The organism is Bradyrhizobium canariense, assembly GCF_018130465.1.
GTDB lineage: Bacteria > Pseudomonadota > Alphaproteobacteria > Rhizobiales > Xanthobacteraceae > Bradyrhizobium > Bradyrhizobium canariense_C.
In genome coordinates this window covers 63,455-87,349 of the sequence record NZ_JAFCKJ010000004.1, presented here as the reverse complement: position 1 = coordinate 87,349, position 23,895 = coordinate 63,455, and the positions used below count along the sequence as shown (strand labels likewise).

At 65.8% G+C, this 23,895-nt stretch carries 22 protein-coding genes; 11 read left to right on the top strand and 11 right to left on the bottom strand.

What is annotated here, in order from left to right; genetic code table 11:
* The first annotated feature begins 122 nt into the window (after positions 1-122).
* The 3 genes from JQ591_RS13680 to poxB all read left to right on the top strand — a co-directional run bounded on the left by JQ591_RS13680 (position 123) and on the right by poxB (position 3,500).
* Complete coding sequence (locus JQ591_RS13680) at positions 123-1,037, top strand: 2-dehydro-3-deoxygalactonokinase (protein WP_211396538.1); 915 nt, start codon at positions 123-125, stop codon at positions 1,035-1,037.
* A gap of 13 nt (positions 1,038-1,050) precedes the next feature.
* Positions 1,051-1,683: a 2-dehydro-3-deoxy-6-phosphogalactonate aldolase gene (locus JQ591_RS13675; RefSeq protein WP_211396537.1), complete on the top strand. Its 633-nt coding sequence runs from the start codon at positions 1,051-1,053 to the stop codon at positions 1,681-1,683.
* 80 nt (positions 1,684-1,763) lie between these two features.
* Positions 1,764-3,500, top strand: a complete 1,737-nt coding sequence (gene poxB, locus JQ591_RS13670) for a ubiquinone-dependent pyruvate dehydrogenase (protein ID WP_211396536.1) — start codon at positions 1,764-1,766, stop codon at positions 3,498-3,500.
* Here poxB and JQ591_RS13665 read toward each other — a convergent pair.
* The 4 genes from JQ591_RS13665 to JQ591_RS13650 form a co-directional block, all read right to left on the bottom strand.
* Positions 3,497-3,862, bottom strand: a complete 366-nt coding sequence (locus JQ591_RS13665) for a hypothetical protein (RefSeq protein WP_211396535.1) — start codon at positions 3,860-3,862, stop codon at positions 3,497-3,499. The two genes, poxB and JQ591_RS13665, sit on opposite strands and share 4 nt — an antisense overlap.
* A gap of 128 nt (positions 3,863-3,990) precedes the next feature.
* Positions 3,991-4,350 carry a hypothetical protein gene (locus JQ591_RS13660; RefSeq protein WP_211396534.1) on the bottom strand — a complete coding sequence of 120 codons (360 nt, stop codon included), beginning with the start codon at positions 4,348-4,350 and terminating at the stop codon, positions 3,991-3,993.
* A 3-nt stretch (positions 4,351-4,353) separates the two neighbouring features.
* Entirely contained in the window at positions 4,354-4,656 is a 303-nt protein-coding gene (locus JQ591_RS13655) for a PilZ domain-containing protein (protein WP_211396533.1), read from the bottom strand.
* Between the two features lie 153 nt (positions 4,657-4,809).
* Positions 4,810-5,718, bottom strand: coding sequence for a PaaI family thioesterase (locus JQ591_RS13650; protein ID WP_211396532.1), 909 nt, complete (start codon positions 5,716-5,718; stop codon positions 4,810-4,812).
* A gap of 150 nt (positions 5,719-5,868) precedes the next feature.
* On the opposite strand from JQ591_RS13650, the gene JQ591_RS13645 reads away from it, so the two are divergent.
* Positions 5,869-6,186 carry a hypothetical protein gene (locus tag JQ591_RS13645; RefSeq protein WP_211396531.1) on the top strand — a complete coding sequence of 106 codons (318 nt, stop codon included), beginning with the start codon at positions 5,869-5,871 and terminating at the stop codon, positions 6,184-6,186.
* Positions 6,187-6,367: 181 nt separating this feature from the next.
* Here the strand turns inward: JQ591_RS13645 and JQ591_RS13640 are convergent, their stop codons facing one another.
* Positions 6,368-7,837: an amidase gene (locus tag JQ591_RS13640; protein ID WP_211396530.1), complete on the bottom strand. Its 1,470-nt coding sequence runs from the start codon at positions 7,835-7,837 to the stop codon at positions 6,368-6,370.
* A 160-nt stretch (positions 7,838-7,997) separates the two neighbouring features.
* Positions 7,998-9,110: a ring-opening amidohydrolase gene (locus tag JQ591_RS13635; RefSeq protein ID WP_211396529.1), complete on the bottom strand. Its 1,113-nt coding sequence runs from the start codon at positions 9,108-9,110 to the stop codon at positions 7,998-8,000.
* A 400-nt stretch (positions 9,111-9,510) separates the two neighbouring features.
* Between JQ591_RS13635 and JQ591_RS13630 the strand changes: the two genes are divergently transcribed.
* The 4 genes from JQ591_RS13630 (at position 9,511) to JQ591_RS13615 (ending at position 14,461) form a co-directional block, all read left to right on the top strand.
* Positions 9,511-11,844, top strand: coding sequence for a Tex family protein (locus tag JQ591_RS13630; RefSeq protein WP_211396528.1), 2,334 nt, complete (start codon positions 9,511-9,513; stop codon positions 11,842-11,844).
* 314 nt (positions 11,845-12,158) lie between these two features.
* On the top strand, positions 12,159-12,611 hold the full coding sequence (locus JQ591_RS13625; protein WP_211396527.1) for a hypothetical protein: 453 nt from the start codon (positions 12,159-12,161) through the stop codon (positions 12,609-12,611).
* A 97-nt stretch (positions 12,612-12,708) separates the two neighbouring features.
* Positions 12,709-13,401, top strand: a complete 693-nt coding sequence (locus JQ591_RS13620; protein WP_211396526.1) for a response regulator transcription factor — start codon at positions 12,709-12,711, stop codon at positions 13,399-13,401.
* Complete coding sequence (locus JQ591_RS13615) at positions 13,388-14,461, top strand: sensor histidine kinase (protein WP_211396525.1); 1,074 nt, start codon at positions 13,388-13,390, stop codon at positions 14,459-14,461. Before JQ591_RS13620 ends, JQ591_RS13615 begins: the two co-directional genes overlap by 14 nt.
* On the opposite strand, the gene JQ591_RS13610 is transcribed toward JQ591_RS13615, so the two are convergent.
* A complete protein-coding gene (locus tag JQ591_RS13610) occupies positions 14,458-14,829 on the bottom strand; it encodes a response regulator transcription factor (protein WP_211396524.1) in 372 nt (123 codons plus the stop codon). The genes JQ591_RS13615 and JQ591_RS13610 overlap by 4 nt on opposite strands.
* Positions 14,826-15,692 carry a S1C family serine protease gene (locus tag JQ591_RS13605; RefSeq protein ID WP_211396523.1) on the bottom strand — a complete coding sequence of 289 codons (867 nt, stop codon included), beginning with the start codon at positions 15,690-15,692 and terminating at the stop codon, positions 14,826-14,828. The genes JQ591_RS13610 and JQ591_RS13605 overlap by 4 nt, the downstream gene beginning before the upstream one ends.
* A gap of 231 nt (positions 15,693-15,923) precedes the next feature.
* Between JQ591_RS13605 and JQ591_RS13600 the strand changes: the two genes are divergently transcribed.
* From JQ591_RS13600 to JQ591_RS13590, 3 genes are all read left to right on the top strand, one after another.
* Positions 15,924-16,889: a VOC family protein gene (locus tag JQ591_RS13600; RefSeq protein ID WP_211396522.1), complete on the top strand. Its 966-nt coding sequence runs from the start codon at positions 15,924-15,926 to the stop codon at positions 16,887-16,889.
* A gap of 64 nt (positions 16,890-16,953) precedes the next feature.
* The gene (locus tag JQ591_RS13595) at positions 16,954-17,829 is read left to right on the top strand and encodes a dihydrodipicolinate synthase family protein (protein ID WP_211396521.1); all 876 of its coding nucleotides are present in this window, start codon (positions 16,954-16,956) and stop codon (positions 17,827-17,829) included.
* 146 nt (positions 17,830-17,975) lie between these two features.
* Complete coding sequence (locus JQ591_RS13590; protein ID WP_211396520.1) at positions 17,976-20,297, top strand: xanthine dehydrogenase family protein molybdopterin-binding subunit; 2,322 nt, start codon at positions 17,976-17,978, stop codon at positions 20,295-20,297.
* A 194-nt stretch (positions 20,298-20,491) separates the two neighbouring features.
* Here the strand turns inward: JQ591_RS13590 and JQ591_RS13585 are convergent, their stop codons facing one another.
* From JQ591_RS13585 to JQ591_RS13575, 3 genes are read right to left on the bottom strand one after another with little or no spacing between them, the layout of a single operon-like run.
* Entirely contained in the window at positions 20,492-21,688 is a 1,197-nt protein-coding gene (locus tag JQ591_RS13585) for an acyl-CoA dehydrogenase family protein (protein WP_211396519.1), read from the bottom strand.
* A gap of 15 nt (positions 21,689-21,703) precedes the next feature.
* The gene (locus JQ591_RS13580; protein ID WP_211396518.1) at positions 21,704-22,852 is read right to left on the bottom strand and encodes an acyl-CoA dehydrogenase family protein; all 1,149 of its coding nucleotides are present in this window, start codon (positions 22,850-22,852) and stop codon (positions 21,704-21,706) included.
* A gap of 5 nt (positions 22,853-22,857) precedes the next feature.
* A complete protein-coding gene (locus JQ591_RS13575) occupies positions 22,858-23,712 on the bottom strand; it encodes an enoyl-CoA hydratase (RefSeq protein ID WP_211396517.1) in 855 nt (284 codons plus the stop codon).
* Between the last annotated feature and the right edge of the window lie 183 nt (positions 23,713-23,895).

Genomic DNA, 23,895 nt, shown 5'->3' with positions numbered 1-23,895 from the left:
CAGACCTGCGAGAAAAGGCTGGTTTGGGGCAACAATAGCCGATATCCCGGGGCGGACTTGCGGGGCCTCGTCTCATTGTCGCGAGACGGCGTCTTGGCGGTGAGACGAGGATACGCGTTGAGATGACTGAACCTGCCTATGTCGCGGTAGACTGGGGCACCAGCAGTTTCCGGCTCTGGCTGATCGACCGCGCCGGCGAGGTGCTGACCGAGCGCCGCAGCGATGAAGGCATGCTGGTGGCCGCGAAGGCCGGCTTTCCCGCAGTGCTGCAATCGCATCTTGCGGCAGTCGAGGCTCCCGACCATCTTCCTGTGCTCGTCTGCGGCATGGCCGGCGCGCGGCAAGGCTGGATCGAGGCCGGCTATGTCGACACGCCGGCGCGGTTGTCGGCGATCCTGAAGCAGGCCGCGCGCGTGTCCGGCGAAGTGCGCGACATCCGCATCCTGCCGGGTATCGCGCAGCGCGATACAAAAGCGCCGGACGTGATGCGCGGCGAGGAGACGCAGCTGCTCGGCGCGCTCGGTCTCGATGCCGCAGGTGAAGCGCTGGTCTGCATGCCCGGCACGCATTCGAAATGGGTGCGGGTGAAGGACGGCACGGTCGCGCATTTCTCCACCTTCATGACCGGCGAGCTCTTCAGCGTGGTGTCGCGCGAGACGATTTTGTCGCTTGCAATCGCAGGCGCCGAAGACGTCGAGGATGTCGCGAGCTTCCAGGCTGCGGTGAAGGCCGCGTACGAGGCCCCCGCCTTTGCCGCCAATTTTCTGTTCGGCGCGCGGTCGCGTCAGCTCCTGTTCGGGGGCACACCGGCCGCCGCGCGCGAAACGCTGTCGGGCACGTTGGTCGGCGTCGAGCTGGCGGCAGGGCTCTCCGGCGCGACGCCGAAAACTGGAATCACGCTGATTGCCTCGGGGCGGCTCGCGATGCTGTACAGGCTGGCTTTCGACGCGCTGTCGGTCACCGTGAACCCGGTCGATGCCGATGAAGCCGTCCGCCGCGGTCTGTCGATGGCTGCTGCCGCGATCTGGACGAAATGAGAGGACTGTTGAGATGAGCGTTCCCTTTCCGGCGATGAAGCGACCACTGGTCGCGATCCTGCGCGGCATCAAGCCGGAGGAAGCCGAGGCCATCGTCGGCGTGCTGATCGAGGCCGGCATGACCGCGATCGAGATCCCCTTGAACTCGCCCGATCCGTTCCGCTCCATCGCCTCCGCCGTCAAGCTCGCGCCGGTCGGCGTACTGATCGGAGCCGGCACCGTGCTGGCCACCGCAGATGTCGATCGCCTCAACGACGTCGGCGGCAAGCTGATGGTCTCGCCGAATGTGGATACGCAGGTGCTCACGCGTGCGCACCAATACGCCATGGTCACGTTGCCGGGCGTGTTCTCGCCGACCGAGGCGCTGCTCGCCGCGCGCTCCGGCGCATCGGGCTTGAAGTTCTTTCCGGCCAGTGTGCTCGGCGCGTCCGGCATTGCTGCGATCCGTGCCGTGCTGCCCGCGAACGTGACGATCGCCGCCGTCGGCGGCGTCTCCGACCAGAATTTTGCGGAGTATATCACGGGTGGCGTGACGGCGTTCGGGCTCGGCTCCAGCCTCTACAAGCCCGGCATGACGGCAACGGACGTTGCCGCTCGCGCAAAGTTGACGATCGCGGCCTACGATCGGGCGATTGCGAAAGACTGAGCCCGCAATAAACAAGCCGTGATGCCGTCACGGTCGCGCGTTATCCTATCTTGGTGCAGCAGCGAGACCAGGAGACCGACATGGCGATCAACAACGTGGCCGATCTGTTCGTGGCAACACTCGAACAGGCCGGCGTCAAGCGCATCTACGGCATCGTGGGCGACAGCCTGAATGCGCTGACCGAAGCGCTGCGGCGGCGCGGCACGATCGAATGGATCCATGTCCGGCACGAGGAGGTTGCGGCCTTCGCCGCTGCCGGGGAAGCGGAGATGACGGGCAGCCTTGCGGTATGCGCGGGCTCGTGTGGTCCCGGCAACCTGCATCTGATCAACGGCCTGTTCGACGCACATCGCAGCCGTGTTCCCGTGCTGGCGATCGCCGCGCAAATCCCGACCGCGGAGATCGGCAGCGGCTATTTCCAGGAGACCCATCCGCAAAACCTGTTCCGCGAGTGCAGCCATTATTGTGAGATGGTCTCCGATCCGAGTCAGCTTCCCTACGTGCTGGAAAATGCCATCCGCGCGGCGGTCGGCATGCGCGGCGTTGCCGTCGTCGCCATGCCCGGCGACGTCGCTTTCCGTAGCCCACCCAAGCGCGCGCTGTCGACGGCGCGTGGCCTTACGCTGTCGGCGCCGAAAATCGTGCCGCGGACCGATGAACTGAAGGCGCTCGCGGACCTCTTGAACGGCGCCGAGCGCATCACCTTGTTCTGCGGTCGCGGCTGCGCCGGCGCGCATGCGCCGTTGATGCAGCTCGCGGAAGCCTTGAAGAGCCCGATCGTGCATGCGCTGGGCGGCAAGGAGCATGTCGAATACGAAAATCCCTACGACGTCGGCATGACCGGCTTCATCGGCTTCTCCTCGGGCTATGCCGCCATGCACGCCTGCGACGCGCTCGTGATGCTCGGTACTGACTTTCCCTACAAGCAGTTCTTCCCGACCGATTGCCAGGTCGCGCAGATCGACATTCGCCCCGAAAATCTCGGGCGGCGCTGCAAGATCGATCTCGGCCTCGTTGGCGACGTCAAGCTCACCATCGAGGCGCTACTGCCGCTGCTCAAGGCCAAGACGCAGCGCAAGCATCTCGACGACGCGATCGCGCACTACAAAAAAGCACGCGAAGGGCTCGACTCGCTCGCCAGGGGCACGCCGGGAGCCAAGCCGATCCATCCGCAATATCTGGCGAAAGTCATCAGTGACCATGCCAGCGATGATGCGGTGTTCACCGCCGATGTCGGCACGCCGACGGTGTGGGCCGCGCGCTATCTCGACATGAACGGCCGCCGCCGGCTGATCGGCTCGTTCGTGCACGGCTCGATGGCCAACGCCATGCCGCAGGCGATCGGCGCGCAGGCTGCGCAGCCCGGCCGCCAGGTGATCTCGCTCTCGGGCGACGGCGGCTTCACCATGCTGATGGGCGATCTGATCACGCTGACGCAGATGAAGCTGCCGGTGAAGGTCGTCATCTTCAACAACGGCGTGCTCGGCTTCGTCGCACTGGAGATGAAGGCGGCCGGTTTCGTCGACACCAATGTCGATCTGGAGAATCCTGACTTCGCGGCGATGGCGCGCGCGATGGGCATCTTCGCGCGGCGCGTCGAGGATCCCGGCGAGCTTCCGGGGGCGGTGAAGGACATGCTGGCGCACGACGGGCCGGCGCTGCTCGACGTCGTCACCGCGAAGCAGGAGCTGTCGATGCCGCCGACCATCACGCCCGAGCAGATCAAAGGCTTCAGCCTCTGGGTCTTGCGCGCCGTGATGAACGGCCGCGGCGACGAGGTGCTCGATCTCGCCAAGACCAATCTGCTATCGCGCTAGCCCCGCTTCGCCGACGGCGCGGGCAGTCGCTCGTGGCGGTGCTGGAAGCGCTGCCAGTGCAGCACGATGCCGATCAGCAGAGCCGGGACGAAGCCGAGCGCAATCAGCCAGTGCGGCAGTTCTTTCGGGGAGATGAAGGCGATGGCGATGTCGGAGATCAGCCAGAGCGCGGCGAACATCACCGCGAAATCGGTGCGCGGGCAGCGCAGATAGTAGAACACGGCGGTGATGACGACGGCGGGTCCGATGGCGATGCCGATCATCACCGTCGTCAGCTCCTTCGGCGTCAGCGCGTCGAGCACCATCGCTGCCAGCAGCCAGAGCGCGGCGAACATGGCGACGATGTCGATCGGATGCCGCACGGACGGTACCTCGCGTGGAAACCGCGGTATCGTTGTAGGCGCGCGTGTCACCCGTCAAGTCCCAATGTGGCGAAGACCGGGCGTATCGATCCGCGCGGCGTTACCCGGCCCGCAGGCCTGTTGGTGCCTCATACACCTGCGGCTAGCCTCGTGCCACCTGTCAGGGCGCGCAAATTCGAGATTGCACCCTCGATGCGCCGGCATTCCGAGAGCTGCAGGTCGAGCAATCGGAGCCGGTTCTCGACACGTTCGAACTCGGACTTGGATGGCTGCACGTTGGTGGCAGAGCCCCATTTCGCGAGAGTTTCGGGTTCATCCAGAAGTCGCTTCACCCGCCGAACCAAACCGGTCCGCTCGGCGATCAGTCCGGAAATGACCGCATCAACGGATTCCGCGAGTAACGCAATCCTTGCGCCGTCGGTCGCGGCGTCGCGTTTCGAGGAGCGAGCAGAGAAGTTCGCGGCTGCGTGCCCCAGATCGGTCGGCATGATTCAACTGTTCTTGCGAGACGGCGAGGGCGACACGGCCACAAAAAGAATCCCGACATGGCAGCCGTCTATCCAGACAATCTTGGCCCGTCTGGAAACTTTTCCGTCCGGCGTGATCATGAGGAAGAACTCTTCTTTGCGCGCGCGCTCAGGCATTTCGCCACCGATGCGGAGTTTGGCGCCGCTGTCTGAGATATCATGCACCCGTGCATTGAGCGACCAAGTTCCGTCGATCGCGATGAGGGTAGTGTCATACCCATTATCAAACGCGACCCGTTTCCGGCGGCGCTTGTCCTGCATGCTCATGTGCCGCACTGCCCGTTGATCAAAGGCGATCATAAAGGGTCGCTACTTAAGCGCTGGTGAAAGGGACTATCGGTTTTCGGCACCTCCGGGAATCTACCGAGCATTGTCAGTGTGGCATCATGGCCTTGTATCGCGTCATCGCGATATCCGGGCCTAGTCCTGTTCCATGCCGGGCGTCGGCCGCAGCATGAAATGACCGAAGGCGGTGGCGATCGGCTTGTTCGCATCGTCCTGCCAGGCCCGCGCCTCGAAAGCGACGATGCGCCGGCCCTGCTTCACGATCGAGACATTGGCGAACGTGTCGAGCGCGCGGCCCGAGCGCAGATAGTTGACGGTTAATCCGATCGGCTTGGGCAGTGCAGCGACGCCGAGCTCGCGCGCCACTCCGAAGATCGCGGCGGTCTCGAGAAAGGCGCCGGTCATGCCGCCATGAATCGCGGGCAGGATCGGATTGCCGATGATCTTTGGCGAGAACGGCATTGTCAGTGTGTCGTCGTCGTTGACGCGAATGCCGAGGCAGCGCGCGAACGGACTGCTGGCGAACGGGCCATTCGGATCGTCCGGCGCCTCCAGCGACGGGATGCTGGGTGAATCCATCCTGCGGTCCGCGAGCATGTTGGTGCGGTTGGCGCCGATCATGAAGCAGGCGGTCGCGGTCGCCACCGGATCGTCCTCGGACTCCTGATAGGCGGTGGAGCGCACGAAGGCGATCGAGCGCGTGGTGCGGTAGCAGACCGAATGCGCCTTGATGTCGAGGCCCGGCGTTGCCGGCTTCTGATAGTCGATACGCAGATCGAGCGTCGCGATCGCGCTCGTGCCGTCGAGCGCGAGTTGCACGGCCATGCCGCAGCTCTCGTCCAGCATCGCGGTGACGACCCCGCCATGCAGCACGCCGGTCTCGGTGTCGCCGACGAAGACGGGCCGGTAGGGCAGGCTGGACCAGGCCTCGCCAGGTGCAAAGCGGTCGAGCTGGAGTCCGCTGATATGGCCGTAATCGGAGCGGCGGCCCTTGATCGCCTCGGCGAGTTCCTCGAACGAAAGTGTGGTCGGTGAGCTGGACATGACGACGTTCTAGACCAGTGTCGGGCGTGGCGCAAAACCCCGAATACGCGTCCCATGACAGGAGTGCCGGGGCCGGTTTGGCCTCGACAGGGCGGGCCGAAGCAACGATGGTGGGCGCCTCGTTCGCCCGACTAGCCGCAAGGAGTGCCCATGGCCGACCCCGAAACGCCCGCCACCAGCCAGGGGCCCGTCATCATTTCGAGCTCGAGTTCGGAGCGGGCACCGATCATCTATTTCGACGGTGCATCCTGCTTCGGCCACCACAACGGTGCGATCCAGATCGAGCTCGCCGCGAACCTCCTGATGCCGGTCGGCGCCGCCGTCAGGGTCGACGTCGTCCAGACCGCGCACCTGCGTTGCAGCGTGGCCGCCGCGCTGGCTCTGCGTGAAGCGCTCGAAAAGGCGCTGTCGATGTATCGGCAGGGCCAGCAGCAGCCGACGGAGGAAATTCCGACGGTGAAGAACTGATCGCCACAGCGTGATCACACGGGCCTTCATGGTTCGAGACGCGCCGGAAGGCGGCGCTCCTCACCATGAGGGTCAAGGATCTCGCCGCGAAACAACACCTCATCCTGAGGAGCCCGCCAAAGGCGGGCGTCTCGAAGGATGGCCGCAAGCACCTCGATTGTCGGACGCAGATTGCGTTCCTTCAGCCGACGTGCACCTTCGGCTTCCTGCCGCCGTTCCACTTGCCGTCGAGCGCGCGCTCGATCTGGGCGGCGAGTTGCAGCAAGAGTCCGTCATTGGCCTGCTTGGCAATCGCCTGGATGCCGAGCGGCAGGCCGTGGTCCTGCGTGGCCATCGGCATCGAGATCGCCGGCATGCCGCAGAGATTGGCGAGCGGCGTGAAGGCGAAGAAGCGCCAGAGATTGCCGAACCAGTCGAGCACGTCCGGGTTATCGGAGATGGTGAGATATTCCCTGGTGCCGACCTTCGGCGTCGGCAGTGCGGTGATCGGCGTCAGGATCACGTCCCACTGCTCGAAGAAGGCGCCAAAGGCGCGGGAGGTCGTGTTGAACACGCCTTGCATCTTCGCCCGCTCGGCGAAGCTCGTGTGCCGGCCGGCTTCCCAAATCCGGATGTTCATGGGCTCGATGAGATCTTCCGGCGGCCGTTCCAGCCCGCGCGCGGCGAGCATGTTGGAGATCACCACGGCAAAATTCGAGATGTAGCAGGTGGTCTGCGCCTCGAACGCGGCGCGGAAGTCGAGCTCGGGCAGGGCGTAGTCGACGTGATGGCCGAGGCCTTCGAGGAAGCGCCCGGCCTTCTCCAGCTCGGCCGCGATCTCAGGCGTCGCGGTGTAGTCGCCCCAGGTGTGCGACAGCGCGATGCGAAGCTTTGACGGATCGCGCTTGATCATCTCGGAATAAGGCTGCGCCGTGGTCCAGAACGGCATGAACTCGCCGGGCGCCGCCCCCCTTGCATGATCGACGAAGGCGGCGGTGTCGCGCACCGAGCGCGACTGGCAGCCCTGGATCGAGACGAGGCCGGTGAGATCGGACATGTGCGGCGCGAGCGAGAACACGCCGCGCGAGACTTTCAGGCCGATATTGCCGTTGACCCCGGCGGGAATGCGGATCGAGCCGCCGCCGTCGGTCGCATGTGCGATCGGCACCACGCCCGCCGCGACCATTGCGGCGCTGCCGGCCGACGAGCCGCAGGTGGTGTAGTCGGTATCCCAGGGATTGCGGGTGACATAGACGGCCGGATTGTCGGCCGAGCTGCATACGCCGAATTCCGGCGTCGTGGTGCGTCCGATCAGGTTCAGTCCGGCCTGGCGGAATTTACCGGTCAGGAACGTGTCGGCGCTGGCGCGATTGCCGCGCATCAACAGCGAGCCCATCTCCTGGAGCCGGCCCTTCATGGTCGGGCCGAGGTCCTTCATCAGGAAGGGCAGGCCGGCGAACGGGCCGGCGAGATTGGCGCCGTCCTTGGCCGGATCGGCGATCGCGTCATCGAACAACTCGACCACGCCGGACAGTGCCGGATTGACCTTGGCGACGCCCGCAGCGGCCTGGCGCGCCAACTCCTTCGCCGTGAGTTCGCCCTTGCGGACGCGCGCCGCCAGCCCCACGCCATCGTGCTGCGCCCATTCGTTCCAGCTCATCGGGAAAGTCATGCGATTCAAACCTCTTCGTGCGGCGCCATCTTAGTTTCGCACAGGAACACTTTAATCAACTGAGGCGGCGCGAAGGGCAGGGTTGCGCCGGATGGAGAGGTCGTTTGCAAGCCGTCGTTTGTAAGCCGCCGTTTGCAAGCCCGCATTGCATGCGCACGCATCAATTCGAGAGCTTTGCGATCACCGCAACCGGCCCACCGCCGGCGGGGCCCTGGTGCTCGGCGCCGCCGGAGACATAGACCGCGCCGGTGCCTGCGAGACCGGCAATCAAGCCGCCAACGGCAGCCCGGGCGTGGCGTGTCGAGCTGATATCGGTGTCTTCCAGCATGGTGTGGCGGAAGCCGCGCACGCTGCCATCAGGCGAGGCCTCGGCTTTGGCGAAGATGTTGACGAGCTCGCGGCCGGTCGTCGTCTGCGGCGCGGCACGGAGCCCAACGCTCTCCAGCGCCGCAAGCACCGCGGCGGCGTCGATCGCATCGCTCATCACGGCATGCCCGATCTCGAATTCGCTCGTCGAGGACATCGTGTTGCCGAGCACGATGACGACGTTGTGCATCAGCTCGATTCCGGACGAGGTCGAGGCGACCTTCGAGAACAGATCGTAGCGTCGCAGCACGTCCTCGTCGCGTATGTCGGTCGCGATCTCGCCGAGCGCGACCGCAACCCCGAGCGCGGAAGCGCCGCGCGAATAGGCCATCGAGCTGTAAGAGCTGGTCGTCGCCGTCTTGTTGCCGCGCGCGTTTGCCGCCGCGACGCGATCACTGGTGAGCAGCGGGCACTTGATCTGCACGAAGTGGACGTCGGCGGGATCGGCGATGCCGGCATCCTCCATCGCGGCCTTCACGGCGTCGGCTGTCTCCGTGATCTGCGCGGAGCGGCCGAGCTCTTCAGGGAGAAAATCCCGCGTGTGCGCCATGCCGATGCTCAGGCGCTTGCCGGAGATGCCTGCCGGGCGCTGCAGAACGTCCCGGCGCGTGAACACGGTGATGTGCGGGCTGAGCACGCCCTCGGTGCCGCCGGACATCACGAAAGCGATGCGTTGCTCGACCTCCTGCGGCGACAGGCCGAGCCGCGGCGCCAGCGCCGTGCACAGTGCGGCAACGGCATATTCCCGGGTAAAGTCGTTGACGCCGCCATTGCCTTCGGTCTTGCCGAGGATCGCCAGGATGGATGTCGGATCGATCGCCCCGGAGTCGATTATGCTCATGAGCCCAGAGACGTCGCCGGGGCCCCTGGTGGCGATCCTGATGACGCCGACCGATGTCGTCCGCATTATAGTCCTCACATGGAGTTCAGGAGCCCGGCGGACAAAACAGCCGCTGAACCGAGGCGCCTGTCAAGGTGTCGAGCAATCCCCATCGTCGTCCTGGCGAACGCCAGGACCCATTACCCCAGGGAGCAGTTTGGCGAAGGCTCGTCGTTCGGTATGCCTACCGCCCACAATCGATGAATCACGCGGTATGGGTCCTGGCTTTCGCCAGGACGACGGCGGAATATGTGCGCCCTCTGCGTCGCCCCCACGATTGTGGCGAGATCGCATCGCATCAACAAAAAATCCCTTGTCGACGGTCGTCTGCCGCACCTTGATGAATCAACCCCGATTGGTCCATAAGCGGCGTCCCGCAGCCGGTGGTTCGCCTCCGCGATGCGTGCTTGGATAGAGGGGTTCTCGCGTGGCAAATATCAACCAGAAAATTGCGCAGGAGCTTGGGGTTCGGGCGGAGCAGGTCGAGGCGACAGTGGCGCTGCTCGACGGCGGCGCCACGGTTCCCTTCATCGCCCGCTACCGCAAGGAAGCGACCGGTGCGCTCGACGACGCGCAACTGCGCACCCTGGAGGAGCGCCTGGGTTACCTGCGCGAGCTCGAGGACCGCCGCAAGGCCATCCTCGAATCGGTTCGCGAGCAGGGCAAGCTCGATGCCGCGCTGGAAGCCTCCATTCTTGCCGCCGACAGCAAGGCGCGCCTCGAAGACATCTATCTGCCGTTCAAGCCAAAGCGCCGCACCAAGGCGGAGATCGCCAAGGAAGCCGGCCTGGAGCCGCTCGCCAATCAGCTCATGGCCGAGCCCACCAACGATCCGAAGGTCGTAGCCGAAGCCTTCGTCAATGCCGACAAGGGCGTTGCCGATGCCGCTGCGGCACTCGACGGCGCCCGCGCCATCCTGGTCGAGCGTTTCGACGAAGACGCCGACCTGATCGGGAGCCTGCGCGAGGAGGTGTGGACCAATGCGCGCATGGCCTCCAAGGTGCGCGACGGCAAGAAAACCGAGGGCGAAAAGTTTGCCGACTATTTCGAGTTCTCCGAGCCGCTGACGAAGCTGCCCTCGCACCGCATCCTCGCGATGTTCCGCGGCGAGAAGGAAGAGATCCTCGATCTCCAGATTCAGGCCGAAGCCGAAGCATCGCCCCCGGGCGTGCCGAGTGCCTATGAGCTGAAGATCATGAAGCGGTTCGGCATCGCCGACCTCAAGCGCGCCGGCGACCGCTGGATGATCGACACCGTGCGCTGGGCCTGGCGCACCAAGATCCAGGTGCATCTCAACATCGACCTGCGGATGCGGCTGTGGAATGCGGCCGAGACCGAGGCCGTGCGCGTGTTCGCCTCCAACTTGCGCGACCTCCTGCTGGCCGCGCCCGCCGGCACCCGCGTCACCATGGGGCTCGATCCCGGCTTCCGCACCGGCGTCAAGGTCGCCGTCACCGACGCGACCGGCAAGGTGGTCGATACCGCCGTGATCTACCCGCACGAGCCCCAGCGGCAGTGGAACGAGGCGCTTGCGATCCTCGGCAAGCTCGCGCTGAAACATCGCGTCGAGCTGATCGCGATCGGCAACGGCACCGCCTCGCGCGAGACCGACAAGCTCGCGGCCGACCTCGTCAAGGGCCTGGCCGAGCTGAAGATGACCAAGATCGTGGTGTCGGAAGCCGGCGCGTCGGTCTATTCGGCCTCGGCTTTTGCCTCGGAGGAATTGCCGGGCCTTGACGTCACCCTGCGCGGCGCGGTCTCGATCGCCCGCCGTCTCCAGGATCCGCTCGCCGAGCTGGTCAAGATCGAGCCCAAGGCGATCGGCGTCGGCCAGTACCAGCACGACCTCGGCCAGGCCAAGCTCGCCAAATCGCTCGATGCCGTGGTCGAAGACTGCGTGAACGCGGTCGGCGTCGACGTCAACACCGCTTCCGCTCCGCTGCTTGCGCGCGTGTCGGGCGTCGGCTCCGGCCTCGCCTCGAGCATCGTGGCACACCGCGACGCCAACGGTCCGTTCAAGTCGCGCAAGGCGTTGAAGGAGGTGCCGCGGCTCGGACCCAAGGCGTTCGAGCAGTGCGCGGGCTTCCTGCGCATCGTCGGCGGCGAGGACCCGCTCGACGCCTCCGGCGTGCATCCAGAAGCCTATCCGGTGGTGCGCCGGATTCTCAGCGCCACCAAGAGCGACATCAAGGCGCTGATCGGCAGCAGCGACATCGTGCGTACGCTGAAGCCGAAGGATTTCGTCGACGAGACGTTCGGCCTGCCGACCGTCACCGACATCCTGCGCGAGCTCGAGAAGCCCGGTCGCGACCCGCGCCCGGCGTTCAAGGCCGCGGTGTTCATGGAGGGCGTCGAGGAGATCAAGCACCTCAAGAAGGGCATGATCCTCGAAGGCACCGTGACCAACGTCGCCGCCTTCGGCGCCTTCGTCGACATCGGCGTGCACCAGGACGGCCTCGTGCACATCTCGGCGATGTCCAAGACCTACATCAAGGATCCGCGCGAGGTGGTGAAGCCCGGCGACATCGTCAAGGTGAAGGTGCTGGACTTCGAGGTCGCCCGCAAGCGCATCTCGCTGACATTGCGCCTCGACGACGAGGTCGGCGCCAAGGAAGCGCCCGGCATGCAGCGCGATAACAGCTCGCGCAACCCCTCCCGCATGACCTCGTCGGCTCCGCGCAAGCAGGAATCCTCCGGCGGTGGAGCCCTCGCCGAAGCGCTGCGCCGCGCGGCCGAGAAGAACGGCGGCAAGCGGGCGTAGTCCTTAACCTCTCCCCGCTCTTCAGCGGGGAGAGGTCGGAGAGTCTCTGCGCGTTGAGCTGCTCGACATCTGCAGAGTTCAATCCACGTCGTCATTGCGAGCGCAGCGAAGCAATCCAGACTGCTTCCGCCCGGACAGCCTGGATTGCTTCGTCGCAAGGGCTCCTCGCAATGACGAGGAGAGCGTGAGGGACGCCTCCCTAACTCCGGCGTCAGAATCTGGCGCATTTGTAAGTTGAAGGAGACTGCGCCTTCTCCTCATCTGATCCTCCTCGCGCGGCAGCAATATCGCCGCGCAGCACGGAGGATGCTTCAATGGACAACAGGCTTCTTAAAGGCTTCACCGCGGTGACGATCGCGGCAGCGATGGCGCTCGCTTCGCCCGTTCTCGCCCGAGGTGGAGGTGGGGGCGGCGGCCATGGTAGTGGTTTCGGCGGTGGCGGCCATGGCGGCTTTGGCGGTGGCGGGCATTTCGGCGGTGGCATGCATGCTGGCGGTTTTGCCGGTGGGATGGGCGGTGCGCGCTTCGCCCATGTTGGCGGACCAGGGTTCGGCGGTGCACGCTTCGCGCATGCGGCGATCGGGCCACGCTTTGCCGGCGCCGGCTGGCACGGCCATCACGCTTTCGTCCATCACCATCATTTCCGTCGTTTCGCCGTCTTCGGCGCGCCCTATTACTATGCCGGCTACAATGACGGCTGCTGGCGCAGGAGCTTGACGCCCTATGGGTGGCAATGGGTCAATGTGTGCGGAGACAGTTGGTACTAGCATCGCCGTACCGCACCATTGTCGCGATCGTCATCGGGCGGTTCCGCTCAGCCCCGGAACGGGATAGTCTGGTGGCGATCGTCGCGCGGAGTTTGTCATGACCGGAGGTCACCGCCGTATCCTGGTCGTCGAGGACGATGCGGAAACCGCAGGCCAGCTCGTCGAGGAGCTGACGACCTCTGGCTACGACGTCGATCTCGCCGCCACGGGGCGCGAAGCCCTCAGCCACGGCGCCGCGCGCGACTATGCCGTGATCACCATCGACCGCATGCTGCCCGATATCGACGGCATCACCGTGATGCGCCAGTTGCGCGACGACGGCATCGCCGCGCCGTTCCTGATCATCTCCGCACTCGGCGAGGTCGACGACCGCGTGCGGGGCTTGCGCGCCGGCGGCGACGATTATCTCGTCAAGCCGTTCTCTTTCACCGAATTGCTGGCGCGGCTGGAGGCGCTCGGCCGGCGCAGCGACACCGTCGCCAAGGAGACGATCCTGCGGGTCGGCGATCTCGCCATCGACCTGATCGCGCGCAGCGCGAGCCGCCGCGGCCGGAAGATTCCGCTGTTGCCGCGGGAATTCCAGCTGCTCGAATATCTCGTCCGCAACGAGGGCCGCGTCGTCTCGCGTGCGATGCTGCTCCAGCATGTCTGGGATCTCCATTTCGATCCCTCCACCAACATCATCGACGTCTATGTCGGGCGCGTCCGTCGCAAGGTCGATGATGCCCAGGCCTATCCGCTGATCCACACCATCCGCGGCATCGGATATTGTCTCCGTGCTCCTGGCTAAAACGCTCCGCTCCTCGACCTTCCGCCTGGCGCTGATCGCGATCGCGGCGTTCGGGCTGATCGTCGCGGCGATCATGACCTATGTCTATTTCGGCACGATCGCCTATGTGCAGAGCCGGCTCGGCACTGTCGGCGACCACGACGGCTTCACGGGCACGATCGAGCTCGCAATGGCCGCTGTCGCCGTGCTGATGTTGGTGCTCGCGGGGCTCGCCGCGGTGCTGGTGACGCGCCGCACGGTCGGGCGAATCGAGGAGATCAACGCCACCAGTCGCGCCATCATGATGTCCGGCCTCGACCAACGCATTCCCCTGCGCGGCAGTCACGACGAGTGGGACCGCGTCGCCGAAAACCTCAACCAGATGCTCGACCGCATCGAGACACTGATGGGCGAGGTCAAGCAGGTCAGCGACAACGTCGCCCATGATCTGCGCACGCCGCTGACGCGGATGCGGGGCCGGCTGGAAAAGGCCTATCACGCTCCTCGCAGCGGCGAGGCCGACGCGGCGCTGATCGGCGACACCATCGCCGATCTCGACGCCGTGCTCGGCATGTTCGCCTCCATCACCCGCATCTCGGAGATCGAGACCCGCGCCCGCCGCAGCGCGTTTCGCACGCTCAATCTCGCCGAGGTCGCCGGCGAGGTCGTCGAGCTCTACGATGCCGCCGCCGAACAGGTCGCGACGCGGCTCAGCCTGGGCGGCGACCGCGAGGTGGCGATCACGGGCGATCGCGACCTCCTGTTCGACGCCATCGCCAATCTCGTCGACAACGCGATCAAGCACGGCTGCAAAGGCGGGCAGGTGACCGTCACTTGCCGCAGCGCCAATGAGGGGGCAGTGATCGCGATCGTCGACGACGGTCCGGGCATTCCGGCAGATCAGCGCGATCACGTGTTCAAGCGCTTCTACCGGCTCGAGCAGAGCCGCTACACCCCGGGTAACGGCCTTGGCTTAAGCCTGGTCGCCGCGGTCGCTCGCCTCCATGGCGCCGAGATTGCCCTGCACGACAACGCGCCGGGCCTGACGGTCCAACTCAGCTTCCCGCCGCACCCGCCCTAGAGTTCGATCACGCCGCGGCGTGCCGCATGAGCCACCGCATCGGTGCGGCCGGTGGCATCGAGCTTGTCGAGCAGCGAGCCGACGTGGAATTTCACGGTGTGCACGGAGATGTTGAGCTGACGCGCGATCATCTTGTTGGAGCCACCTTCCGCCATCAGCGCCAGCACGTCGAGCTCGCGCTGCGTCAGCGCGATGTCCGCAGGTCTGATGCGCGGATCGCGGCTGACAATCGCCGCCGCGGCCTTCTCGCCGGGGTCGGCGAGACGAAGCCCGGCGATATTGCCGAGCAGAGCCGCCAGGCGATCGGCGAGGGCAGGATCGTCGATCTCCAAAGCCAGCACGATCTCGGGCGCGATGTCCGCGCTCACGCCGCCGGCCTCTCGCCGATCGTGACCTTGAAGCTGACCGGCTCGCCGCCGCGGCGCGCCGCGACATCGACCACCGCGCCCACGCTCGCCGGACCCAGTGTCCGCGACAGTGCACGTACGCCGGACAGTTTCTGGTCGTTGACCGCCACGATGACGTCGCCCTGGCGGATGCCGGCCGCGGCCGAAGGGCCGTCCTTGTCGACATTCATCACCATCGCGCCGACGCCGTCGTCGAGCCGGACCGGCTGGAGCCCGAGGCCGAGATATCCGCGCGCAATGCGGCCGCGCGTCTCGAGCTGTGCCGCGACCCGCTCGATCGTCGCCGTCGGGATCACCAGCACACGCCTCGGGCCAAGCACGGCCATGCCGAAGGCTTCGCCCGATGCATCGAGTGCGAGGCCGCCCTGCTGGCTGGTGCGCAAGCGGATGTCGAGCTCGATCCGCGCGTCGATGTCGCCGCCGCGCAAGGAGCGCCAGCTCTTGCCGGACAGCGACACCATGCCGAGCGCGGCGCTCGGCGTATCGCGGTTGGTGGCGACGACGACCGACAACGCGCCGAGGGGCGGCACCGTTGCGGCCAGCTTGACCGGGGTCATCGCCGTATCGGCGCGCAGCAGTGCGATATCCGTCGTATGGTCGCGGCCTGCGATCGTGGCGGCCGCGGTGCTGCCGTCGGGGAGGCCGATCTCGACTTCCCCCTCGTCGGCCAGCGCCTCGTCGGCGGTGACGATCAGGCCGGGTTTCCAGACGAAGCCGGTGGCGCGGGAGCGATGCGAATGTACGGCGACGACGGAAGGCGCGGTGCGCGCCACCACGTCCGCGAGCGCGGACGACAGCGAGGACAGAGGAGTTGGGTCGGTCATGGGCGGGCTCCTGTAAGCTGCCCCCAATCTGGGATGTCGCGGCCAATTGTGAAACTGGCCGGATGGCCAGGAAAGTGACAAGGAAAGTGACCAGGAAAAACCGACCGGGAAAGCTGGTCCGTAAGACCACGGCCGACGAACATGTGATTGGGAGCCGCTCACGGGAACGTGTAGCAATCGGCCCGATCTTTGCGCCACACGGCCTCAAGCGTTTTTCAGCGAGCCTGACCGATGACCATCGACCTCACCCGCCGCACCCTGCTTCAACTCGCCGGCGCCACCTCGCTCGCAATGGCGGCTGCGGGCGCGGCGCGCGCGGAGGGCACGCCGCAGGGCGGCGGGCCGACCTATGCCAGCCGCACGCCGATGCGGGTCGGCATGGTGACGCTCCGGGTGAAAAATCTCGACAAGGTTGCGGACTACTACCGCGACGTCATCGGGCTCACCGTGATGGAACGCTCGGCAACTGCTGTCAGCCTCGGCACGGCCGGCATCACGTTGCTCGTGCTGGAGGCCCGTCCCAATGCCGAGATAGAGCCGCGCAACGCCGCCGGCCTCTACCACACCGCCTTCCTGATGCCGACGCGCAAGGACCTCGCGCGCTGGCTGGTGCACGCGGCCTCGCATCGGGTGCCGCTGTCGGGCTTTGCCGATCACCTCGTCAGCGAGTCGGTCTATCTCGACGACCCCGAAGGCAATGGCATCGAGGTCTATGCCGACCGCGATCCCTCGCAATGGCAGTGGAGCGAGGGCAGCGTGAAGATGGCCTCCGACGAGCTCAACATTCCAGACCTGCTGTCGCTGACCAATACGCGCGTTGCCGACTATGCGAGGGCGCCGGACGGCTTGCGCATCGGCCACATGCATCTGCGTGTCGGCGATCTCGCACAGGCGGAGAATTTCTACCACGGCACGGTCGGCCTCGACCCGACCCGCCGCCGCGGCGGCGCCGCGTTCCTGTCGTCGGGGCGCTATCACCATCACCTCGGCATGAACGTCTGGCAGAGCCAGGGCGCCGGCCAGCGCGACGATCAGGCTACGGGGCTCGCCTGGTTCTCGTTGGTGACGGAGAAGCCGGAACTGCTTGCCGCGCAGGACGAGCGCTTGCGCAAGGGCGGCGCGAAAGTCACGGCGCTTGCCAATGGCGTCGAGGCGATCGATCCCTGGGGCACGCGGGTGCGGCTGATCAGGGTTTGATCGCCGGCGCGAGCGTTGGTAATACCGGTCAGGCGCTGGCCAGTTTCCGGGATTCACACCTGACATGTCCGATTTTCGCGGCGTCTTCCCCTATCTCGTCTCGCCCGTCGATCCCGACGGCGTGGTGCGGACGAACGTGCTCGCAAAGCTCTGCGACGATCTGATCGGCGCCGGCGTCCACGGTCTGACCCCGCTCGGTTCGACCGGCGAGTTCGCCTATCTCAATGCCGCCCAACGCACCGCGGTCGTGCAGACCACGATCGAGGCGGCAAAGGGACGTGTGCCTGTCGTCGCGGGCGTCGCCTCCACCTCGACGGCAGACGCGGTGGCGCAGGCCAAGGCGTATCAAAAGCTCGGCGCCGACGGCATTCTGGCGATCCTGGAAGCGTATTTCCCGCTTGCCGATGCCCAGGTCGAATCCTATTTCCGCGCCATCGCGGATGCCGTGGACATCCCCGTCGTCATCTACACCAATCCGCAATTCCAGCGCTCGGATCTGACCCTCGACATCATCGCGCGGCTCGCCGAACATCCGCGCATCGGCTACATCAAGGACGCCTCGACCAACACCGGCCGGCTGCTCTCGATCATGAACCGCTGCGGCGATGCCTTGCGGGTGTTCTCGGCCTCCGCCCACATCCCGGCCGCCGTGATGCTGATCGGCGGGCTCGGCTGGATGGCGGGCCCTGCCTGCATCATCCCGCGCCAGAGCGTCGCGCTCTACGACCTCTGCAAGGCCGGCCGCTGGGACGAGGCGATGGCGCTCCAACGCCGGCTGTGGCGCATCAACGAGGCCTTCGCGCGCTTCAACCTGGCGGCCTGCATCAAGGCCGGATTGGCCATCCAGGGCTACGACGTCGGCGATCCCGTCCCGCCGCAGGCCGCTCTCACCGCCGATGCGCGCAAGGTCGTGGAAGCGGCCTTGCGGGAGCTTGCCTAGCCGCCCATAGGACGGCTTCGCTTCCGCTCGCCTATGCCCGACATGACGAATCCATGGTCCGGCCGCCCAAAACCGCGGCTGGTCTCGCCTGTCCCGATCCGCTAAAAGGCAGCCCGCATTTCAAGAGACCTCGAGGACCCCACGGAATGAACATTCTTCCCGGCAATTTGCGTTTCGGAACGGGGCAGCCCGTCAAGCGTTTGGAAGATCAGCGGCTGCTCACCGGGAAGGGGCAGTTCATCGACGACAAGCCGGAAGATGGCGCGCTGTGGTTGTACCTGCTGCGCTCGCCGCATGCCCACGCGAAGATCGTCTCGATCGACACCGGCGCCGCCACCGCGATGCCCGGCGTGACCGCGGTCTACACCGGCGCCGACCTCGTCAAGGACGACATCGGCGTCATCCCGACTTTGAGCATCTTCAAGCGCCCCGACGGCAAGCCGATGACGGTGCCGCCGCGCCGCCTGCTCGCCCACGAAATCGTGCGCTACGCGGGCGAGGCCGTGGCCGCCGTGGTGGCCTCCTCGCGCGCCGACGCGCAGAGCGCGGCCGAAGCGATCGTCGTCGAATATGACGTGCAGCCGGCGGTGGTCGATCCCGTCAAGGCGGTCCAGCCCGGCGCGCCCGTGGTGTGGCCGGAGGCGCCCGACAACATCGTCGGCGCGATGAGCTATGGCGATGCCGCCAAGGTGGACGAGGCTTTTGCCAAGGCGGCGCATACCGTCGAGCTCGATCTCGTCAGCCAGCGTCTCGTGCCGTCGGCCATGGAGCCGCGCTCGACCATTGCCGAGATCGACAAGACGTCCGGCCGCCTTCTGCTGCATGTGCAATCGCAGACGCCCGCCTCGACCCGTGACGTGCTGGCCGAGGCCGTGCTGAAGCGTCCGAAGGACAGCGTTCGCGTGCTGGTCGGCGATATCGGCGGCGGCTTTGGCCAGAAGACCAACCTCTATCCCGAGGACGGCATCGTCGCCTACGCCGCAACCAAGCTGAACAGGAAGATCCGCTGGCGCGGCGACCGCACCGACGAATTCGTCGGCGGCACCCACGGCCGCGATCTCACCTCGACCGCCTCTTTCGCGCTCGACGAGAAGGGAAAGGTGCTGGCCTATCGCGTCAGCTCGATCGGCTGCACCGGCGCCTATTCCTCGGGTGCCGCTAATATCATTCCGCTGGTGCTGGGGCCGTTCGTGCAGACCGGCGTCTACGACCTGCCGCTGGTGCATTTCGAGGTGAAGTCGGTAATGACCCACACCGCGCCAGTCGGTGCCTATCGCGGTGCCGGCCGCCCAGAGGCCGTGTTCATCGTCGAGCGCCTGTTCGACGCTGCCGCGCGAAAAATCGGCATGGATCCGCGCGCGATCCGGAAAGCCAACTACATCAAGCCGGCGCAACTGCCCTACACGAATGCGGCGGGGCAGGTTTACGATTCCGGCGCCTTCGCGCACATGCTTGACCGCGCCGTGAAGCTTGCGGACTGGGACGGCTTTGCCGCGCGCAAGAAGGCGGCGAAGAAGAAGGGCCTGCTGTACGGCCGCGGGCTCACCTCCTATATCGAATGGACTGGTGGCCGCGCCCACACCGAGAAGGTCAGCCTGCACGCGACCTCACAGGGCCGCGTCGTCCTGCATTCCGGCACCATGGCAATGGGGCAGGGGTTGCAGACCACCTACACCCAGATGATCTCCGACACGCTCGGCATTACCATGGACAAGATCGACGTGGTCCAGGGCGACACTGATCTGGCGACGGGCTTTGGCAGCGTAGGATCGCGTTCGCTGTTCGTCGGCGGCACGGCGGTCGCGGTCTCCTCCAACGATCTGATCCAGAAGGCGCGCGAGAAGGCGGCAAACGTGCTGGAGACCTCGATCGAGGACATCGAATACGAGGGCGGCATGCTCACCGTGGTCGGCACGGATCGCCGCATCAGCCTGTTCGATATTGCCGAGAAGGAGAGCGGCGCACAACTCAGCGTCGATTCCGAAGGCGAGGTCGACGGTCCCAGCTGGCCGAACGGCACGCATATCTGCGAGGTCGAGATCGACCCCGAGACCGGCGTGTCCAAGGTCGTGCGTTACACCACGGTCGACGACGTCGGTGTCGCCGTGAACCCGATGCTGGTGACGGGGCAGATCCATGGCGGCGTCGCGCAGGGTATCGGCCAGGCGCTGTATGAGGGCGTGTCCTATGATGCCGACGGCCAGCTGCTCACCGCGAGCTACCAGGACTACTGCATCCCGCGTGCGGACGACGTTCCGCCGATCGTGGTGACGCTCGACGATTCCGCGCCCTGCCGCACCAATCCGCTCGGCGCCAAGGGCTGCGGTGAATCCGGCGCCATCGGCGGGCCGCCCTGCGTCACCAACGGCGTGATGGATGCGCTCGCCGAGCTCGGCATCACCCAGCTCAACACGCCCCTGACGCCGCAGAAGATCTGGCAGGCGATCAGGGACGCGAAGGTGGGTTAGTTGTAGGCTACGCCGTCGCAGTAGTCACAATTGTCGTCCCGGCGAAGGCCGGGACCCATAACCACCGGATCCAGTTCGGCGAAGATTTGCAGTTACCAGCTCCGCGCTACAACTTCGTCACGGCGTATGGGTCCCGGCCTTCGCCGGGACGACATTGAGTTTGTGGCGCGCGCGTTACCAAATTGCTCGCTGGTTCAAATCCCCAGCATCATCTTCGCGATGATGTCGCGCTGGATCTCCGAGGTGCCGCCGAAGATCGTGTAGGCGCGGCCGTTGAGATATTCCGGTACCACCGTCAGCATCTCCTCCGGCATCGCCGGCTCGTGGTTGAGCTTGTAGAGCGGGCGCATCGGCTCGACCGCGAGGGCGTCATGGCCGATCACGTCGACGCCTAACCGCGTCACGGCCTGCCGGATTTCGCTGTTGCGCAGCTTCAGGATCGACGACACCGCGCCCGGATTCTGTCCGGTCTGCAACGCCGCGAGCACGCGCAGCTCGGTCATCTCCAGCGCGTCGATGTCGACTTCGACCTCGGAGATGCGCGTCGCGATGTCGGGGCTGTCGATGGCGCGGCCCGTCAGGTCCGATTCAGCGAGCTCCGCGATCGCCTTCAGCCCTTCGCGCAGCTTCGCTGACGCGATGCCGGAGCCGCGCTCGAATTCGAGCAGGTACTTGCCGTAGGTCCAGCCCTTGCCTTCCTCGCCGACGCGGTTCGCCACGGGAACGCGCACGTCGTCGAAGAACACCTGGTTGACCTCGTGGTCGCCGCCGATGGTGAGGATGGGGCGCGTTGTGATGCCCGGTGTCCTCATGTCGATCAGGATGAAGCTGATGCCGTCCTGCTGCCGCGGCCCGTCGCTGGTGCGCACCAGCGCGAACATGCGGTTGGCGTGGTGGGCATGCGTGGTCCAGATCTTGGTGCCGTTGATGATGTAGTCGTCGCCGTCGCGCACCGCGCGCGTCTTCAGCGAGGAGAGATCGGAGCCGGAGCCCGGCTCGGAATAGCCCTGGCACCAATAGTCCTCGCCGGAAAGAATCCGCGGCAGATAGAAGTTCTTCTGCTCGGGCGAGCCGAAGCCGATGATGACGGGCCCGACCATCTTCACGCCCATCACGTTGACGTTGGGCACGCCGGCGCGCGCGCTTTCGGTCTCGAAGATCCAGCGTTGCGCCGGCGTCCAGTCCGGCCCGCCATGGTCGACCGGCCAGCCCGGCGCGCCCCAGCCTTGGGCATGCAGCGCGCGCTGCCAGGCCATGCCGATATCGGGGTCGGAGAACACGGACGGCGTTAGCGCGGTCGCGCGCTTCATCTCGTCGGTGAGATTCCTGGCAATGAAACCGCGCACCTCGTCCTGGAAGGCGCGCTCCTCGGCGTTGAACGACAGGTCCATGATGCGTTCCTTGTATCAGGCAGGCACGGTGGTGCGGCCAAGCCGGGCGTGGCGGCCATAGTGGTGCGCGCTGCCGCCGAACAGCGTATCGAACGCGACCAGCCGCTTGAAATAAGCGCCCACCTCGAGCTCTTCTGTGACGCCCATGCCGCCGTGAAGCTGGATCGACTGCTCGCCGACGAAGCGCGCGGATTTTCCGATCTTCGCCTTCGCGCCCGACGCGGCCCGCGCGCGCTCGACCGGATCGGCGTCGACCTTCAGCGCGGCGCGCAGCGCCATCGAGCGCGCTTCGTCGACCTGCACCGCCATGTCGGCGAGGCGGTGGCGGATCACCTGGTTGGCCGAGAGCGGCCGCCCGAACTGCTTCCGGATTTTTGTGTACTCCAGCGTGGTGTCCAGGAGCACCTGCATGATGCCGACAGCCTCGGCACCGAGTGCGGCCATGGTGCGGTCGACGGCCCATTCGATTGCCGGCAGCGCGTCATGCCCATTGCCGAGCAAGGCATCCTCCGGCAGGTGCGCATCCGACAGCTCGATGTTGCAGGCCCGCCCGCCGCCGAGGCGCTCGTAGTCGGAGATCGCAACACCCGGCGCCGTCGCCGGCACCAGGAACAGGCCGATCCGTCCCGATGGCCCTCGATGATCGTGGATATGTGCGGAGACGATGATCTCATCGGCGGCGTGGCCGTCGAGTACCGCGATCTTGCTGCCGGCAAGGCGCCAGCCTTGCGCGGTCTTGGTCGCAGTCGTTGCGACCTTGGCAAGATCGAATCGCGCTGCGCGCTCGGAATGCGCGAGCGCGAGCTTCAACGATCCGTCCGCGATCTTCGGCAGGATTGCCTGCTTCTGCGCCGTGCTGCCGCATCGCTCGATCAACGCAGCGCCAAGCACGACCGTTGCGATATACGGCTCCGACACCAGCCCGCGGCCGAAGGCTTCAGCCAAAATGCCGATCTCGACCGCGCTGCCGCCGAGCCCGCCAAACTCTTCCGCGATCGGCAACGCCAGCCAGCCGAGCTCGGCGAATTGTTTCCACACCGCCGGGCTGAAGCCGAGCGGATCGTTCGCCATCTTGCGGCGGTGATCGGCATCGTAGCTTTCGGCCACGAAGCGCTCCGCGCTTTCGCGCAGCAGGCGTTGCTCGTCGGTGAGATTGAGATCCATCGTGTCTACTCCGCGGCCGCCGGCGGCTTGCGCACGGAGGGGTGCAGGCCGGATGGATCGACGATCATGCCGAATTCCTGAAGATTGTGCGCGTGACAGAGCTGATGCAGCGCAAAGGCCTGGTCGATTGCGGCCGGCTGGCCCATCACGTCAACCGAACGATTCACCGCCTCCTTGGTCAGCTTCAGCGCAAAGGACGGTTTTGACGCGATCCGGCGCGCCAGCGCCAGCACGGAGGATGACAGCTCCGTGCGCGGCACGATTTGGTTGACCATGCCGAGCTGGTGCGCCTCCTGCGCGCTCCACGCGTCGGCGGTGAACAGAAATTCCTTGGCCTTGCGCGGGCCGAGCTCCCAGGGATGAACGAACCATTCGACGCCGCAGACACCCATGGTGACCACGGGATCGCAGAACTGCGCATCGTCACTGGCGACGATCAGATCGCAGGCCCAGGCCAGCATCAGGCCGCCGGCGATGCACTTGCCGTGCACCTCCGCAATTGTGGGCTTGGCGAGGTTGCGCCAGCGCCGCGTGATCTGGAGATAGATCTCCTGCTCGCGCGCGAAGCGGCCATGGGCGTTTGATTCAGCGAAGCCGCCCCAATTTCCGATCGGCGGAAAATCGGCGCCTGCGGCATTCTTGCCGCCGGGGCGCAAATCATGGCCCGAGGAGAAGTGCGGACCGTTGCCGGCGAGAATGATCACCTTGACCGCGTCATCCTGCACCGCCTCATCGAAGGCGGCGTTGAGATCGTAGGTCATTTGCAGGTTCTGCGCGTTGCGCGCGTCGGGCCGGTTCATCACGATCCGAGCGATCGCCGGCTCCGGCCTCTCCACGAGGATGGTCTCGAACGAGGTCATCGCGTTCCCCTGGCGTTTCCGTCTTGGTATTATTGTTCCCTTGAGTTGACTATTACAGCCGGGATTAAGCAAGAGGCTTGCGTAAATCGGCTGCTTTTCGCGGCCTCGGCCTGGACGCAAGATGTCTGGCATCTCGCGCGCGCAATCTGGTAGCTTGCGTCCGATTCCACCGGGAGAAATTTG

Coding starts and splice junctions, on each gene's coding strand:
- JQ591_RS13680 (WP_211396538.1), top strand. CDS start 123: ATGACTGAACCTGCCTATGTCGCGGTAGACTGGGGCACCAGCAGTTTC.
- JQ591_RS13675 (WP_211396537.1), top strand. CDS start 1,051: ATGAGCGTTCCCTTTCCGGCGATGAAGCGACCACTGGTCGCGATCCTG.
- poxB (WP_211396536.1), top strand. CDS start 1,764: ATGGCGATCAACAACGTGGCCGATCTGTTCGTGGCAACACTCGAACAG.
- JQ591_RS13660 (WP_211396534.1), bottom strand. CDS start 4,350: ATGCCGACCGATCTGGGGCACGCAGCCGCGAACTTCTCTGCTCGCTCC.
- JQ591_RS13655 (WP_211396533.1), bottom strand. CDS start 4,656: ATGAGCATGCAGGACAAGCGCCGCCGGAAACGGGTCGCGTTTGATAAT.
- JQ591_RS13650 (WP_211396532.1), bottom strand. CDS start 5,718: ATGTCCAGCTCACCGACCACACTTTCGTTCGAGGAACTCGCCGAGGCG.
- JQ591_RS13645 (WP_211396531.1), top strand. CDS start 5,869: ATGGCCGACCCCGAAACGCCCGCCACCAGCCAGGGGCCCGTCATCATT.
- JQ591_RS13640 (WP_211396530.1), bottom strand. CDS start 7,837: ATGACTTTCCCGATGAGCTGGAACGAATGGGCGCAGCACGATGGCGTG.
- JQ591_RS13635 (WP_211396529.1), bottom strand. CDS start 9,110: ATGCGGACGACATCGGTCGGCGTCATCAGGATCGCCACCAGGGGCCCC.
- JQ591_RS13625 (WP_211396527.1), top strand. CDS start 12,159: ATGGACAACAGGCTTCTTAAAGGCTTCACCGCGGTGACGATCGCGGCA.
- JQ591_RS13620 (WP_211396526.1), top strand. CDS start 12,709: ATGACCGGAGGTCACCGCCGTATCCTGGTCGTCGAGGACGATGCGGAA.
- JQ591_RS13605 (WP_211396523.1), bottom strand. CDS start 15,692: ATGACCGACCCAACTCCTCTGTCCTCGCTGTCGTCCGCGCTCGCGGAC.
- JQ591_RS13600 (WP_211396522.1), top strand. CDS start 15,924: ATGACCATCGACCTCACCCGCCGCACCCTGCTTCAACTCGCCGGCGCC.
- JQ591_RS13595 (WP_211396521.1), top strand. CDS start 16,954: ATGTCCGATTTTCGCGGCGTCTTCCCCTATCTCGTCTCGCCCGTCGAT.
- JQ591_RS13590 (WP_211396520.1), top strand. CDS start 17,976: ATGAACATTCTTCCCGGCAATTTGCGTTTCGGAACGGGGCAGCCCGTC.
- JQ591_RS13585 (WP_211396519.1), bottom strand. CDS start 21,688: ATGGACCTGTCGTTCAACGCCGAGGAGCGCGCCTTCCAGGACGAGGTG.
- JQ591_RS13580 (WP_211396518.1), bottom strand. CDS start 22,852: ATGGATCTCAATCTCACCGACGAGCAACGCCTGCTGCGCGAAAGCGCG.
- JQ591_RS13575 (WP_211396517.1), bottom strand. CDS start 23,712: ATGACCTCGTTCGAGACCATCCTCGTGGAGAGGCCGGAGCCGGCGATC.